A 14,815-nucleotide genomic window follows, 5' to 3' on the forward strand; every position below is an offset into this window, starting at 1 on the left:
GCGATGAGCACCACCACCGCACCGACTCGCCCCACGGCGTCGTCGCAGCCGTCGTTCGGCGCGCTGAAGGTCGAGCGCAAGGGCAACGTCCTCGTCAAGTGGATCACCTCGACCGACCACAAGGTCATCGGGTACCTCTACCTGATCACCTCGTTCATCTACTTCTGCATCGGCGGCGTGATGGCCCTCATCATCCGCGCGCAGCTGTTCGAGCCCGGCCTCGAGATCGTGCAGACCCGTGAGCAGTACAACCAGCTGTTCACCATGCACGGCACCATCATGCTGCTCATGTTCGCGACGCCGCTGTTCGCGGGCTTCGCGAACGTGCTGATGCCGCTGCAGATCGGCGCGCCCGACGTCGCGTTCCCGCGACTGAACGCGCTCGCGTACTGGTTCTTCAACTTCGGCTCGCTGATGGCCGTCGCCGGCTTCTTCACGCCCCAGGGCGCGGCGTCGTTCGGATGGTTCGCCTACCAGCCGCTCGCCTCGACGACGTTCTCACCGGGCATCGGCGGCAACCTCTGGATGCTGGGCCTGGGCCTCTCGGGCTTCGGCACGATCCTCGGCGCCGTGAACTTCATCACGACGATCATCACGATGCGCGCCCCGGGCATGACCATGTTCCGGATGCCGATCTTCACGTGGAACACCCTCGTGACCTCGATCCTCATCCTGATGGCGTTCCCGGTGCTCGCCGCCGCGATCCTCGCCGCCGGCGCCGACCGCATCTTCAACGCGCACATCTACGACCCCGAGAACGGCGGTGTCATCCTCTGGCAGCACCTGTTCTGGTTCTTCGGGCACCCCGAGGTGTACATCATCGCGCTGCCGTTCTTCGGCATCGTCTCCGAGATCTTCCCGGTGTTCAGCCGCAAGCCGATCTTCGGCTACAAGACGCTGATCTACGCGACGATCGCGATCGCGGCGCTCTCCGTGGCCGTGTGGGCCCACCACATGTACGTCACCGGTTCGGTGCTGCTGCCGTGGTTCGCGCTCATGACGATGCTCATCGCCGTTCCCACTGGCGTGAAGATTTTCAACTGGATCGGCACGATGTGGCGCGGCTCGATCACGTTCGAGACGCCGATCATCTGGGCGCTGGGCTTCCTCATCACGTTCGTGTTCGGCGGACTCACCGGCGTGATCCTGGCCTCGCCGCCGCTCGACTTCCACGTCTCCGACACGTACTTCGTCGTCGCCCACTTCCACTACGTCGTGTTCGGCACCGTCGTGTTCGCGATGTTCGCCGGCTTCTACTTCTGGTGGCCGAAGTGGACCGGCAAGATGCTGAACGAGACGCTCGGCAAGTGGCACTTCTGGCTGCTGTTCATCGGCTTCCACACGACGTTCCTCATCCAGCACTGGCTGGGCGTCGTCGCGATGCCGCGGCGGTACTACTCGTACCTCCCCGAGGACAACATCACCTGGATGAACCAGCTCTCGACGATCGGCGCGTTCATCCTCGCCATCTCGCTCCTGCCGTTCTTCCTGAACGTCTACATCACGGCGCGTCGCGCACCGAAGGTGACCGTGAACGACCCGTGGGGCTACGGCGGATCGCTCGAGTGGGCGACCAGCTGCCCGCCGCCGCGGCACAACTTCACGTCGATCCCGCGCATCCGCTCGGAGCGCCCGGCCTTCGACCTGAACCACCCCGAGGCCGGCATCCCCGTCGGCATCGGCCCGGCGAAGGATGCGCCTCAGGCGCCCGTGTACGACGCAGAGACGAAGGAAGTCAAGTAGATGCGCATCAACGTCATCCTCTTCTGGGTCCTCGCCGGCTTCTTCGCCCTCGCCACGGCGGTGTACGGCTTCTGGACCTCGATCGACGCCTCGTCGAGGATCGCGGACTCGCACGTGCCCGTCGGGCCGGAATGGGCCGGGACCATCGCCCTGGGCCTCACGGCGATCCTGGGCGCGTTCATCGCGTTCTACCTCGGTCGCGTGCGCAAGGAGCAGGGCGGTGAGCTGCCCGAGGACCGACTCGACGCGAACATCGACGACGGCGACGCCGAGCTCGGGTTCTTCAGCCCGTGGAGCTGGTGGCCGATCGTGCTCGCGGCCGGTGCGGCGCTGGTGTTCACCGGACTCGCGGTGGGCGTGTGGATCAGCTTCATCGGCGTGCCGATCGCGTTGATCGCCCTCGTGGGCTGGGTGTACGAGTACTATCGCGGCAACTTCGCGCGCTGATCTCGTTGGAGTGAGGGCCCCGGCACGACGTGCCGGGGCCCTCACTCGTCGGGGGAGCTCCGTCGGACCGAATCCGGGTCAGACGGTCGTGGCGGAGGGCGGCCGCACGCCCGCCACGACCCACCACTGCGCGCCGGTGCGCAGTGTGCGCATCTCGAACCCGGCCCGTTCGAGCACGTCGTACATGGCTGCCGGTGCGTGCACGTACCCGCGGTACTCCCGACCGAGGAGGCGCATCCACGTGTTCCCGAGGCGAACCGAACCGCGCGACAGCCACGACCGCGGCGGATGGCTGAAGACGAGGGCGCGCCGCGCGTGCGTCGCCGCCGACTGCAGGAGACGCTGCGCGTCGGGGTAGCAGCAGACGACCCGATGGAGCACCACGTAATCCGCGGGCTCCACGACCTCGCCATCGACCGCGAGATCGACACCGACCACTCGGGCCGCGCGACCGGCGAGACCGCGTTCGACGAGCAGTGCGCTCGCCTCAGCCTCGTACGCGCCCGAGAGCTCGAGGTTCGTGGTGCGTTCGGCCCCACGTGCGAGCAGTTCGAGTTGGATCTCGCCGACCCCGCCGCCGATCTCCAGGACGGCGCGGCCGGGCAACCCGAGCGCCGCGAGGTGCTCGACGATGCTCCGTTCCGGGGGAGTGAGTCCTCGGCGCCGGTACCGTGCGGCGAGCCGGCGGGCGAAACCGTCGTCGAACACGCGCTCGTAGCGTGAGGAACCCGGGGCGCAGCAGTCCGGCATATCGCCAGTATGCGCCTGCCGCGCTCAGCCCGCGCTGCCCGCGTGGCCGAACGTCAGCACGTCGACCGAGACGGTGACCTCGACCGCCTCCGCGTGGTCGTCTGCGGGGGAGGTCGCGTGGTGAGCCGAGGGTCCCATCCCGGCGAGCAGCGCTCGGGTCGCGCGGTCGGCGGAGAGCGTGTACTCGACCGACCTGGCCGTGCGGCGCTCGATCCCCGCCACTGCGAGCTGCTCGCTGACCGTCACCGACTTCTCCGGCGGGATGTCCAGCAGCATGCCGGCCGCGCGCAGCTCGGCGAGATGGGTGGCACGCGGGACGACGACGACCAGCGTTCCGTGCGTGCGCAGCACGCGGGCGAACTCGCCCGGGTTCCTGGGCGCGAAGATGTCGAGGATGACATCGGCGCCGGCGTCGCGGAGCGGCAGCGGTCGCCAGATGTCGAGGACCACGCCGGTGCTCTCGGGGAGCGCGCGCAGGGCCGCCCTGACCGCGTCGGGGGAGCGGTCGGCGAGGAGGAGGTCGACGTCGCCCGTCGCCGCGGCCACGCGCTCCGCATAGTAGCCCGTGCCGCATCCCAGGTCGGCGACGCGAAGTCGTTCTCCGTCCGATCGCGCGACGCAGGACGCGATCGAGCGGACGACCTCGTCGGCGATGGGCGCGTACGCCCCGGATCCGAGCAGCGCCGCCCGAGCGGCGAGCATGTCCCGGTCGTCGCCGACGGTGCGGGGCGCCTTCGGCGGCAGCAGCGTGAGGAACCCGTACTTCGACCGGTCGAATCGGTGCCCGTGGTCGCAGCCGAACACGCGGTCGCCGACGGGGGAGAGGTCGGAGAAGCAGTTCGGGCACCGGAGCCACGTCGAATCGATCGACATGGCCCGGTGCCCGAACGCGGTGCTGGAGATCAGTGGTGGTTGGAGTGCGAGGCCTCGAGCTCGCCCTTCGTGACCGGCGCGATGCGGTCCTCGAAGAACCAGCGCGACATGCCCGCGCGGAGCCGCTGCCCCGTGGTGATCTTGCCGCGGTCGTTCGGACGCAGCATGAGCGGCTCGTACGTGTCGTAGCTGACGAGGCGCCAGCGGTCGTACTCGTCGAGGGGCTGGTGCACCTCGATGAACTCGCCGCCGGGCAGCTTCACGATGCGGCCGGACTCGTAGCCGTGCAGCACGATCTCGCGGTCCTTCTTCTGCAGCGCGATGCAGACGCGCTTCGTGACGAAGTAGGCGATGATCGGCCCGAGGAACAGCAGCGCCTGGAGCGTGTGGATCACGCCCTCCATCGTCAGCATGAAGTGCGTGGCGATGAGGTCGGAGCTCGCCGCGGCCCAGAGCACCGCGTAGAACGTCACTCCGGCGGCGCCGATGGCCGTCCGGGTGGGCATGTTGCGCGGACGGTCGGCGATGTGGTGCTCGCGCTTGTCGCCCGTGACCCACGCCTCGATGAACGGGTAGATCAGCACCGTGGCGATGAACAGGCCGAGCCCGATCAGCGGCACGAGGATGTTGAACGACCAGGTCCGGTCGAAGAGCACGAACTCCCAGCCCGGCGGGATGAGGCGCAGCGCGCCGTCGGCGAAGCCGATGTACCAGTCGGGCTGCGTCCCCGCCGAGACGGGCGACGGGTCGTACGGACCGTAGTTCCAGATCGGGTTGATCGTGAACATCGAGGCGATGAGCGCGAGGACACCGAAGACGAGGAAGAAGAATCCGCCGGCCTTCGCCGCGTAGATCGGCAGGATGGGCGGGCCGACCGCGTTCATCTGCGTGCGGCCGGGCGCCGCGTAGTGCGTGTGCTTGTGCACGACCACGAACAGCAGGTGCACGGCGATGAGCGCGAGCAGGATGAGGGGCAGCAGCAGGATGTGCAGCGTGTAGAGGCGACCCACGATCGCCGTTCCCGGGAACTCGCCGCCGAAGAGCAGGAACGAGGTCCACGTGCCGATGAGCGGGATGCCCTTGATCATGCCGTCGATGATCCGCAGGCCGTTGCCGGAGAGGAGGTCGTCGGGCAGCGAGTACCCGGTGAAGCCCTCGCCCATGGCCAGGATGAACATCACGAAGCCGATGACCCAGTTCAGCTCGCGCGGCTTGCGGAACGCACCCGTGAAGAAGATGCGCAGCATGTGCAGGCCGATCGCGGCGACGAACATGAGCGCCGCCCAGTGGTGCATCTGGCGCACGAAGAGGCCGCCGCGGATGTCGAACGAGATGTCGAGCGTCGATGCCATGGCGACCGACATCTCGACGCCCTTGAGCGGCACGTACGAGCCGGCGTACTCGACCTCGGCCATCGAGGCCTGGAAGAAGAACGTCAGGAACGTGCCGGTGATCAGGATGACGACGAAGCTGAAGAGTGCGATCTCGCCGAGGAGGAACGACCAGTGGTCGGGGAACGCCTTGCGGCCGAGCTCCTTGACGAACGTCGACAGGCTGGTGCGTTCATCGATGTAGTTCGAGGCCGCCGCGGTGAAGGTGCGGCGCTGCGGTGCGCGGGTGGTTGCGGTGCTCAATGACGCTCCCAGAAGCTCGGGCCCACGGGTTCGGTGAAGTCGCTCTGCGCGACGAGGTAGCCCTCGTCGTCGACCGTGATGGGCAGCTGCGGCAGCGGCCGGGCGGCCGGTCCGAAGATGACCTCGCAGTGGTTGGCCACGTCGAACTGCGACTGGTGGCACGGGCAGAGCAGGTGGTGCGTGTGCTGCTCGTACAGTGCGACGGGGCAGCCCACGTGGGTGCAGATCTTGGAGTACGCGACGATGCCGTCGTACGACCAGGACTTGCGCTCCTCGGTCTCGTTGAGTTCCTCGGGGTTGAGGCGCATGAGGAGCACGGCGGCCTTGGCCTTCTCCTCGAGCTTGCCCTCGTGGAGCTCGGCGAGACCCTCGGGGATGACATGGAAGGCACTGCCGATCGTGACGTCGGACGCCTTGATGGCCACGCCCGACGGGTCGAGCGTGAGGCGCGTGCCCTTCTTCCACATGGTGTGGCTGAGCAGCTCGACCGGGTGCTGGTCCTGCGGTGCGAGGCCGCGGAAGAGCACGACGGCGGGCAGCGGGAAGACCAGCAGGGCACCGATGAGGCTGTTGCGGACGACCGCACGACGCGTGAAGCCGGACTCGCGGTCGGCGTCCTGGAAGACCTGGATGGCGCCGGCACGCGCGACCTCGTTGCCGCCGATCTTGTGGCGCTCGTCGGCGAGCTCGACGTCGGCCATCAGCGACTTCGCCCAGTGGACGGCGCCGAATCCGATGCCGAGCAGGGCGAGCGCCGCGCCGAGGCCGATGAACATGTTGTTCAGGCGCACCTGGCCGACGTCGTTCGACTCGATCGGGAACAGCATGTACGCCGCGATGGCCCACACGCTGCCGAGGATCGAGAGGTAGAAGAGCGTGTAGACCGTGCGCTGCGCCCGGCGCTCCTTCTTCGGGTCCTCGTCGGTGACGCGCGGGCGGTGCGGCGGGAACCCGGGGTTCTCGAACGCGTCGGCCTGGATGAGTGCGGTGCCCGTCTTGACGGCGGGAACGTTCGCGGCGTGCGACGAGTCGGCAGCGGCGAGTTCGGTGCCGCTGTGGTCGTCCTGTGCCATGGTTCTCCTTCTTCGCTTCTTCGGTGCGGCCCTAGTTGGACTTCGCCGTGATCCACACGGTGATCGCGACGATGGCGCCGAGACCGAAGATCCAGATGAACAGGCCCTCCGCCACGGGGCCGAGCGAGCCGAGCTCGAAGCCGCCGGGCGAACGGTTGTCCTGGACGTACTGCAGGTAGGTGATGATGTCGCGCTTGTCCTCGGGCGAGATGTTCAGGTCGTTGAAGACCGGCATGTTCTGCGGGCCCGTGACCATGGCCTCGTAGATGTGCACGCCCGTGACCTCGGTGAGCGGGGGCGCGTACTTGCCCTCGGTGAGCGCGCCGCCCGCGCCGGCGACGTTGTGGCACATCGCGCAGTTGACCCGGAACAGCTCGGCGCCGTTGGCCGCGTCGCCGCCGCCGTTGACGAGGTGGTCGGCGGGGATGTCGGGGCCGGGGCCGAGGGACGCGACGTAGTACGCGAGCTGCTTGACCTGCTCGTCGGTGAACTGCACGGGCTTGACCTGCGCCTGCGGCCCCTGCATCTGCATGGGCATGCGGCCGGTGCCGACCTGGAAGTCGACTGCGGCGGCACCCACGCCGATGAGGCTGGGGCCCTCCGACGTGCCCTGCGCCTCGAGCCCGTGGCACGTGGCGCAGTTGGCCTGGAAGAGCTTCTTGCCCTCCTCGATGGTCTGCTGCGAGGTGGGGGAGGGCTCGGCCTGGGCCGTGGTCGTGCTGAAGGCGGCGTAGGCGCCGCCGGTGAACACGAGGCCGAGCGCGAGCAGCGCGACGGTGGCGAGCGGGTGCCGGCGTCCGGTGCGTCGCTTCGAGCGGGTCATTGATCTCTTCCTGTTCACGGGCATTGCGGGGTGACGCTCCTGGACTCGGCCTTACCTGAGGACGTAGATGACGAGGAAGAGGCCGATCCACACCACGTCGACGAAGTGCCAGTAGTAGGACACGACGATGGCGCTGGTGGCTTCCTTGTGACCGAAGTTCTTGACCGCGAAGGTGCGGCCGATGACGAACAGGAACGCGAGCAGGCCACCCGTGACGTGCAGGCCGTGGAAGCCGGTGGTCAGGTAGAACGCGGACCCGTAGGAGTTCGAGTCGATCGCGATGCCCTCGGAGACCAGCTGCGCGTACTCCCAGACCTGGCCGGCGACGAAGATCGCGCCCATCGCATAGGTGAGGAAGAACCACTCGACCATGCCCCACTGGGTGGGCTTCCACCCGGTGCGGTACGGCTGGCTGCGCTCGGCGGCGAACACGCCGAACTGGCAGGTGAACGACGAGGCCACGAGGATGATCGTGTTCGTCAGGGAGAACGGGAAGTTCAGGCGGTCCGCCTCGAACGCCCACAGGTCGGGGGACGTCGAGCGCAGCGTGAAGTAGATCGCGAAGAGTCCCGCGAAGAACATGACCTCGCTGCCGAGCCACACGATCGTGCCCACGGCCACGGTGTTGGGGCGCTTGATCACGGGCGCGCTCGCCTGATACGTCAAAGAGGTGCTCGTCACGCTCCCCATTATGGCTGATACCGGGCCCGAGTTTTGGACGTCACGGCGCTCTCCGAGGTTGGCCGGCCTGTCCGGACCCTGCGGCGGGCCTGATGAAGCCCCGTGAATCCGCCTCGAATCCACGCGGATAGGATCGTGGCATGTCCCCGACGCACAGCTGGCCCGCGATCCTGAACGCCCTGATCGAGGGCGACGACCTCAGCGTGTCGGATGCGGCGTGGTGCATGGAGCAGGTCATGACGGGCGCCGCGACGGAGGCGCAGCTCGCGGCGTTCCTCGTCGCGCTGCGCCTGAAGGGCGAGACGGTCGACGAGATCGTCGGGTTCCGCGACGCGATCCTCGAGCACGCGGTCGAGCTCCCGGTGGACCCGATGGCCCTCGATATCGTCGGCACGGGCGGCGACCGGTTCGGCACCGTGAACGTCTCGACCATGGCGTCCGTCGTGTGCGCCGCCGCCGGCGTCCCGGTGATCAAGCACGGCAACAAGGCGGCCAGTTCCGCATCGGGATCCTCCGACGTGCTGGGCGCGCTCGGACTCGACCTGACGCTGCCCGGCCACCGCGTGGCCGAGGTGCTCGACGAGGTCGGCATCACCTTCGCGTTCGCTGCCGCGTTCCACCCCGGTTTCAAGCACGCCGGCCCCGTCCGCGCGCAGCTCGGCGTGCCCACCGTGTTCAACTTCCTCGGCCCGCTCTGCAACCCGGCCCGGCCCGAGGCGTCCGCCGTCGGCGTCGCCCAGCTCGACCGCGTCCCGCTCATCGTCGGCGTCTTCCAGACGCGCGGCGCGACCGCGCTGGTCTTCCGCGGCGACGACGGCCTCGACGAGCTGACGACCACGGGCCACAGCCACGTGTGGGAGGTCTCGCGCGGCACCGTGAAGGAGCACGACCTCGACCCGCGCGAGCTCGGCATCCCGCGGGCGACGATCGAGCAGCTGCAGGGCGGGGATGCCGCGCACAACGCGGCGATCGTGCACGAGGTGCTCGCCGGCGCGCGCGGCCCGGTCCGCGACATCGTGGTGCTCAACGCGGCCGCGGGACTCGTGGCCTTCGAGCTCGCGAAGGATCCGAGCCAGGTGCAGCGCACGATCCTCGAGCGGTTCCACGAGAAGATGGCCGTCGCGGAGGGCGCGATCGACAGCGGAGCGGCCGCACGCAAGCTCGAGCAGTGGGTCGCGGCCACGCGACGCTGAGACCCTCAGCCGCGTCACATGCGCCGGACGCATGAGGACGGGCCCCGCGGATGCCGCGAGGCCCGTCCTGCCGGATCGGTGGGATCCGGTCGTCACCCGTGCGAGACGTCGTCGTCGACCCAGTCGAACGTCTTCGTGACGGCCTTCTTCCACAGCCGCATCTGGCGGTCGCGCTCGGCGGGCTCCATCTTCGGCTCCCAGCGCGAGTCCTCCTGCCAGTTCTCGCGCAGCTCGTCGAGGCTCGACCAGAAGCCGACCGCGAGGCCCGCCGCGTAGGCCGCGCCGAGTGCCGTGGTCTCCGCCACCACCGGGCGCACCACGGGCACGCCGAGGATGTCGGCTTGGAACTGCATGAGCGTGTTGTTCGCGATCATGCCGCCGTCGACCTTGAGCTCGGTGAGGTCGACGCCCGAGTCGGCGTTGACCGCGTCGAGCACCTCGCGGGTCTGGAACGCGGTGGCCTCGAGGACGGCCCTGGCGATGTGCCCCTTGTGCACGTAGCGCGTCAGGCCCACGAGCGCACCGCGCGCGTCCGGACGCCAGTACGGCGCGAACAGGCCCGAGAACGCCGGCACGAAGTAGGCACCGCCGTTGTCCTCGACCGACTTGGCGAGCTCCTCGATCTCGGCCGCGTTGGAGATGAGCCCGAGGTTGTCGCGCACCCACTGCACGAGCGAGCCCGTGACCGCGATCGCGCCCTCGAGCGCGTAGTGAGGTGCGTCGTCGCCGAGCTTGTAGCCGAGCGTCGTGAGCAGCCCGTTCTTCGAGTGGACGATCTCCTCGCCCGTGTTGAAGATCAGGAAGTTGCCCGTGCCGTAGGTGTTCTTCGACTCGCCGGGGTCGAAGGCGGCCTGGCCGAACGTCGCGGCCTGCTGGTCGCCGAGGATGCCCGCCACGGGGACCTCGCGCAGCAGGCTCGAGGGCTCGACGGTTCCGTAGACCTCGGAGGACGACCGGATGGACGGCATCATCGAGCGCGGAACGCCGAAGGCCGCGAGGATGTCGTCACGCCAGTCGAGCGTCGCGAGGTCCATGAACATCGTGCGGCTCGCGTTCGTGACATCCGTCGCGTGCACGCCGCCGTCGGTGCCGCCGGTGAGGTTCCAGAGCACCCAGCAGTCGGTCGTGCCGAACAGCAGGTCGCCGGCCTCGGCCTTCTCGCGCGCACCCTCGACGTTCTCGAGGATCCACACGATCTTGGTGCCCGAGAAGTAGGTCGCGAGCGGCAGGCCGACATCCTGCTTGAAGCGCTCGACGCCGCCGTCGGCCGCGAGCCGGTCGACGATGGGCTGCGTCCGCGTGTCCTGCCAGACGATCGCGTTGTAGACGGGCTGTCCGGTCGTCCGGTCCCAGACCACCGCGGTCTCGCGCTGGTTGGTGATGCCGACCGCGGCGATGTCGTGCCGGGTCAGGTCGGCCTTGCCGAGCGCCTGGCCGATCACCTCCCGCGTGTTGTTCCAGATCTCCAGGGCGTCGTGCTCGACCCATCCGGCCTTGGGGAAGATCTGCTCGTGCTCGAGCTGTCCGGTCGAGACGATCGAGCCCTTCTTGTCGAAGATGATCGCTCGCGTGCTGGTCGTGCCCTGGTCGATCGCCAGGATGTAGTCCGCCATGTCCGTTGCGTCCTCTCTGTCGCTTCAGGTTGGGGATTCGTGCCCGGACGTCGCCCGGGTGGAGCGCGTCGGGACGGTCGAGGGGCCGGTCGATCGACCGGCCCCTCGACGGGTCAGAACTCGATGGGCAGCAGCGGGATGGCCGCCCACCCGGCGATCAGGCCGCCGATGATCGGGCCCACCACGGGGACCCAGGAGTACGCCCAGTCGGATCCGCCCTTGCCGCGGATCGGCAGGAAGGCGTGCGCGATGCGCGGGCCGAGGTCACGAGCCGGGTTGATCGCGTAGCCCGTCGGACCACCGAGCGACACGCCGATGCCGACGACGAGCAGGGCCACGGGAAGCGCGCCGAGCGCGGCGAGGCCGCCGGGGTCGCCCTGGCGACCGAAGCCGATGACGACGAAGACCAGGACGAACGTGCCGATGATCTCGGTGACGAGGTTCCACGCGTAGTTGCGGATGCCGGGGCCCGTCGAGAACGTGCCGAGCTTGGGAGCGGGGTCGGGCTCCTCGTCGAAGTGCTGCTTGTAGGCGAGCCACACGATGACCGCGCCGATGATCGCGCCGGCCAGCTGGGCGACGATGTACCCCAGCACGCTCAGCGGCGTCACGGCGACCGTGACGCCGAGGCCGGCATTGCCGAACTCGGTCGCGCCGTTGGCCACGAGCCCGAGCGTGACCGCCGGGTTGATGTGGGCGCCGGAGACGTACGCGACGATGACACCCGCGAAGACCGCGAAGCCCCAGCCGAACGTCACCATGAGGAACCCGCCGCCGAAGCCCTTCGTCTTCGCCAGGGCCACGTTCGCGACGACGCCGCAGCCGAGGAGCACGAGCATGGCTGTGCCGATGAGTTCGGACAGCATCAAGACAGGGAGATTGTCCACGTCGACCTTCCATCCTTTCGCCGAGCCCGAGGGCGGCGCCCAGGGGCGGATGGCGCCCACCCTACTCGCGTGGCGAAGTCACGCGGAAGGGCTGCTCCGCTTTTCGGGAGAGCCCTTTCATGCGCACCGCGCGCGGGAGTAGTTTTGCGAGGGAGTGCCGCCACGGCGTCGATGTGCGAGGGGCCCGGCGCGGACGGCCGAGGGGAAAGGGACGTCAGTGAAGAAGATCATCAACGACCCCAAGCGAGTCGTCGACGAGTCCGTCGCCGGTTTCGCGCTCGCGCACGCCGACCTCGTGAAGGTCGCGACCGACCCGATCCACGTCGTGCGCGCCGACGCGCCGGTGGCGGGCAAGGTCGGCATCGTGTCGGGCGGCGGCAGCGGGCACGAGCCCCTGCACGCGGGCTACGTCGGCCACGGGATGCTCGACGCGGCCGTTCCGGGCGCGGTGTTCACCTCGCCCACGCCCGACCCCATCCTCAACGCGACGAAGGCCGTCGACGGCGGCAAGGGCGTCCTGCACATCGTGAAGAACTACACCGGCGACGTGCTCAACTTCGAGACCGCGGCCGATCTCGCCGCGGCCGACGGCATCGAGGTGCGCGCGGTCGTCACGAACGACGACGTCGCCGTGAAGGACTCGCTCTACACGGCCGGTCGACGCGGCGTCGGCGGCACGGTGCTCGTCGAGAAGATCGCCGGTGCGGCCGCCGAGCGCGGCGACTCCCTGGAGCAGGTCGCCGAGATCGCCGAGCGCGTGAACGCGAACGTGCGTTCGATGGGCATGGCCCTCACGCCGTGCACCGTTCCGCACGCCGGCGAGCCGAGCTTCACGCTCGCCGAGGACGAGGTCGAGATCGGCATCGGCATCCACGGCGAGCCGGGGCGCGAGCGCATCAAGCTCGAGCCCGCCGACGCGCTGGTGGACCGCCTGATCACGCCCGTGCTGGAGGACCTGCCCTTCTCCTCGGGCGATCGCGTGCTGCTGTTCGTCAACGGCATGGGCGGGACGCCGTCGATCGAGCTGTACATCGCCTACCGTCGCGCGGCCGAGGTGCTCGCCGAGCGCGGCATCCGCATCGAGCGCTCGCTCGTCGGCAACTACATCACCTCGCTCGAGATGCAGGGCTTCTCGATCACGGTCCTGAAGCTCGACGACGAGATGCTCGAGCTGTGGGACGCCCCCGTGCACACCGCCGCGCTGCGGTGGGGCCGGTAGGGGCCGGCGGTGGGGCTGGACATCACCTGGGCGGTCGACTGGGTCCGACGCAGTGCCGAATCGATGTCGGAGCATCGCGTCGAGCTCATCACGCTCGACCGTGAGATCGGCGACGGCGACCACGGCGAGAACATGGACCGCGGCTTCCAGGCCGTGCTGCCGAAGCTCGACGACCTGCCGGCCGGCTCGACCCCGGCCGACGTGCTCAAGCTCGTGGCGACGACGCTGATCTCGACGGTGGGCGGCGCGGCCGGACCGCTCTACGGCACGGCGTACCTGCGGGCGTCCGGCGCGTCGGCGGGGGCGACCTCGATCGACGCGGCCGGCGTCGCGGCGCTGCTGGCCGCCGCACGCGACGGCATCGTGGCCCGCGGCAAGGCCGAGTCGGGCGACAAGACCATGGTGGATGCGTGGACGCCCGCCGTCGACGCGGCGCGGGCCGCCGCCGACGGCGGCTCGACCGCCGCGGAGGCGCTGCAGGCGGCGGCGTCGGCGGCCGCCGCGGGCTCCGACGCGACCATCCCGCTCGTCGCCCGGAAGGGTCGCGCGAGCTACCTGGGGGAACGGTCGGCGGGGCACCGGGATCCCGGAGCGCAGTCGACGGCGTACCTGCTCGAGGCCGCGGCGGCGGCCGCGACGAACGGAACCAGTGCCTGACGCGGGGGCCGACGCCCGCGTCGGCATCGTGTTCGTCTCGCACTCGAAGCGACTCGCCGACGGCCTGGTCGAGCTCGCCCGCCAGATGGCGCCGACGGTCCGCCTGGAACCCGCCGGCGGCACCGACGACGGACGGATCGGCACGAGCTTCGACCTGGTCTCGACGGCGATCGGCACGGCCGACGGCGGCGCGGGCGTGGTCGTGCTGTGCGACCTGGGCTCGGCCATCCTCACCACCGAGACGGCGCTCGAGTTCCTGGACGACGAGCAGCGCGAGCGCGTGCGCATCGCGGATGCGCCGCTCGTCGAGGGCGGGGTCGCGGCATCCGTCGCCGCCGAGGCCGGAGACTCGCTCGACGACGTGCTGCGAGCCGCCGAGACCGCCGCGGGTGGGGCCTCGCGCGCCGCACCCGGTGCCGGGGGAATGCAGCCGTTCGTGGAGCCCGGGGGAGGGGAACCGGGGCCGGGGTCCCCGCGCTTCAGCCGGCGCGTCGTGCTGCGCAATGCCGACGGGTTGCACGCCCGGCCCGCCGCCGAGCTCGTCAAGCTCGCGAGTACGTTCCCGCAGCGGGTCACCGTCAACGGCACCGATGCGAAGAGCCTGCTCTCGATCATGGCGATGGGGCTGGTCCGGGGCGACGAGGTCGAGATCGCGAGCGACGCACCCGACGCCGAGGCTGCGGTCGACGCGATCGCCGACCTGGCCGAATCCGGCTTCGGGGAGCATTGAGCGCAGAACGGATAGTCGGACTCTCCAATTGATTGCTCGCGCTGTGTGGAGCGGCGGGAGTACGATCGGCGCCATGGCACGCGAAGAGGCGGGCCCAGACGCTCGCAACGCGTTCACCCGGTTCTTCGACCGGGTGGATCGGACCCTGAGTCCCGCGTTCGAGTCGCCGCAAGTGGCCCCGGAAGGCCCAGATGACCGCAGTCAGCTGGGGGAGAAGCCGTGCCCGATCTGCGGGCACCCGATGTTCGAGCACCGCATCGACGAGTCCACCTCGAACGTGCTGCTCGAATGCCCGACCGATGAGCGCCTGCCGGAGCGGGCGGCGAGCGGTCCACTGAACGAGTTCGGCATGCCGGCGAGCGAGGATCGCGTCGAGAAGCAGCGACGCCGCGCTGAGAAGCAGGCCTGATCATCCGTGCGTGACTGCATCGTGAAGTGACTTCACGATGCAGTCGCTGCGCGGCCCAGGCAGATCCGTCGGGCGCAGGGGAG

General features: G+C 69.4%; 15 protein-coding genes. 7 read left to right on the plus strand and 8 right to left on the minus strand.

Annotated elements, in window-relative coordinates:
* Window positions 1-3 precede the first annotated feature (3 nt).
* Entirely contained in the window at window positions 4-1,743 is a 1,740-nt protein-coding gene (gene ctaD, locus JOD46_RS11025) for an aa3-type cytochrome oxidase subunit I (protein WP_204394221.1), read from the plus strand.
* Entirely contained in the window at window positions 1,744-2,190 is a 447-nt protein-coding gene (locus JOD46_RS11030; protein WP_204394223.1) for a cytochrome c oxidase subunit 4, read from the plus strand. It abuts the gene before it with no gap.
* 78 nt (window positions 2,191-2,268) lie between these two features.
* Here the strand turns inward: JOD46_RS11030 and JOD46_RS11035 are convergent, their stop codons facing one another.
* From JOD46_RS11035 to ctaE, 6 genes are all read right to left on the minus strand, one after another.
* Window positions 2,269-2,898 carry a methyltransferase domain-containing protein gene (locus tag JOD46_RS11035; protein WP_204394225.1) on the minus strand — a complete coding sequence of 210 codons (630 nt, stop codon included), beginning with the start codon at window positions 2,896-2,898 and terminating at the stop codon, window positions 2,269-2,271.
* A 66-nt stretch (window positions 2,899-2,964) separates the two neighbouring features.
* Window positions 2,965-3,813 (minus strand): methyltransferase domain-containing protein, encoded by an 849-nt coding sequence (locus JOD46_RS11040; protein ID WP_204394227.1) that lies wholly within the window; start codon window positions 3,811-3,813, stop codon window positions 2,965-2,967.
* Window positions 3,814-3,842: 29 nt separating this feature from the next.
* The gene (gene qcrB, locus JOD46_RS11045) at window positions 3,843-5,447 is read right to left on the minus strand and encodes a cytochrome bc1 complex cytochrome b subunit (protein ID WP_204394229.1); all 1,605 of its coding nucleotides are present in this window, start codon (window positions 5,445-5,447) and stop codon (window positions 3,843-3,845) included.
* Window positions 5,444-6,520: a cytochrome bc1 complex Rieske iron-sulfur subunit gene (qcrA, locus tag JOD46_RS11050; RefSeq protein WP_204394231.1), complete on the minus strand. Its 1,077-nt coding sequence runs from the start codon at window positions 6,518-6,520 to the stop codon at window positions 5,444-5,446. The genes qcrB and qcrA overlap by 4 nt, the downstream gene beginning before the upstream one ends.
* Before the next feature lie 31 nt (window positions 6,521-6,551).
* Complete coding sequence (qcrC, locus tag JOD46_RS11055; protein ID WP_204394233.1) at window positions 6,552-7,343, minus strand: cytochrome bc1 complex diheme cytochrome c subunit; 792 nt, start codon at window positions 7,341-7,343, stop codon at window positions 6,552-6,554.
* Window positions 7,344-7,394: 51 nt separating this feature from the next.
* On the minus strand, window positions 7,395-8,033 hold the full coding sequence (ctaE, locus tag JOD46_RS11060; RefSeq protein WP_204394235.1) for an aa3-type cytochrome oxidase subunit III: 639 nt from the start codon (window positions 8,031-8,033) through the stop codon (window positions 7,395-7,397).
* Window positions 8,034-8,164: 131 nt separating this feature from the next.
* Here ctaE and trpD point away from each other — a divergent pair, with 131 nt between their 5' ends.
* Window positions 8,165-9,217, plus strand: a complete 1,053-nt coding sequence (trpD, locus tag JOD46_RS11065; RefSeq protein ID WP_204394236.1) for an anthranilate phosphoribosyltransferase — start codon at window positions 8,165-8,167, stop codon at window positions 9,215-9,217.
* A gap of 92 nt (window positions 9,218-9,309) precedes the next feature.
* Here the strand turns inward: trpD and glpK are convergent, their stop codons facing one another.
* Both glpK and JOD46_RS11075 read right to left on the minus strand, forming a co-directional pair.
* A complete protein-coding gene (glpK, locus tag JOD46_RS11070) occupies window positions 9,310-10,830 on the minus strand; it encodes a glycerol kinase GlpK (RefSeq protein WP_204394246.1) in 1,521 nt (506 codons plus the stop codon).
* A gap of 113 nt (window positions 10,831-10,943) precedes the next feature.
* A complete protein-coding gene (locus tag JOD46_RS11075; protein ID WP_239563762.1) occupies window positions 10,944-11,669 on the minus strand; it encodes an MIP/aquaporin family protein in 726 nt (241 codons plus the stop codon).
* 265 nt (window positions 11,670-11,934) lie between these two features.
* Here JOD46_RS11075 and dhaK point away from each other — a divergent pair, with 265 nt between their 5' ends.
* The 4 genes from dhaK to JOD46_RS11095 all read left to right on the plus strand — a co-directional run bounded on the left by dhaK (window position 11,935) and on the right by JOD46_RS11095 (window position 14,732).
* Entirely contained in the window at window positions 11,935-12,936 is a 1,002-nt protein-coding gene (dhaK, locus tag JOD46_RS11080; protein ID WP_204394250.1) for a dihydroxyacetone kinase subunit DhaK, read from the plus strand.
* 9 nt (window positions 12,937-12,945) lie between these two features.
* Window positions 12,946-13,593: a dihydroxyacetone kinase subunit DhaL gene (gene dhaL / locus JOD46_RS11085; protein ID WP_204394252.1), complete on the plus strand. Its 648-nt coding sequence runs from the start codon at window positions 12,946-12,948 to the stop codon at window positions 13,591-13,593.
* Window positions 13,586-14,323 carry a dihydroxyacetone kinase phosphoryl donor subunit DhaM gene (gene dhaM, locus JOD46_RS11090; RefSeq protein ID WP_307835004.1) on the plus strand — a complete coding sequence of 246 codons (738 nt, stop codon included), beginning with the start codon at window positions 13,586-13,588 and terminating at the stop codon, window positions 14,321-14,323. The genes dhaL and dhaM overlap by 8 nt, the downstream gene beginning before the upstream one ends.
* Window positions 14,324-14,396: 73 nt before the next feature.
* Complete coding sequence (locus tag JOD46_RS11095; RefSeq protein ID WP_204394254.1) at window positions 14,397-14,732, plus strand: hypothetical protein; 336 nt, start codon at window positions 14,397-14,399, stop codon at window positions 14,730-14,732.
* The last annotated feature ends 83 nt before the right edge of the window (window positions 14,733-14,815 follow it).

Source organism: Agromyces aurantiacus, assembly GCF_016907355.1.
Classification (GTDB): Bacteria; Actinomycetota; Actinomycetes; order Actinomycetales; family Microbacteriaceae; genus Agromyces; species Agromyces aurantiacus.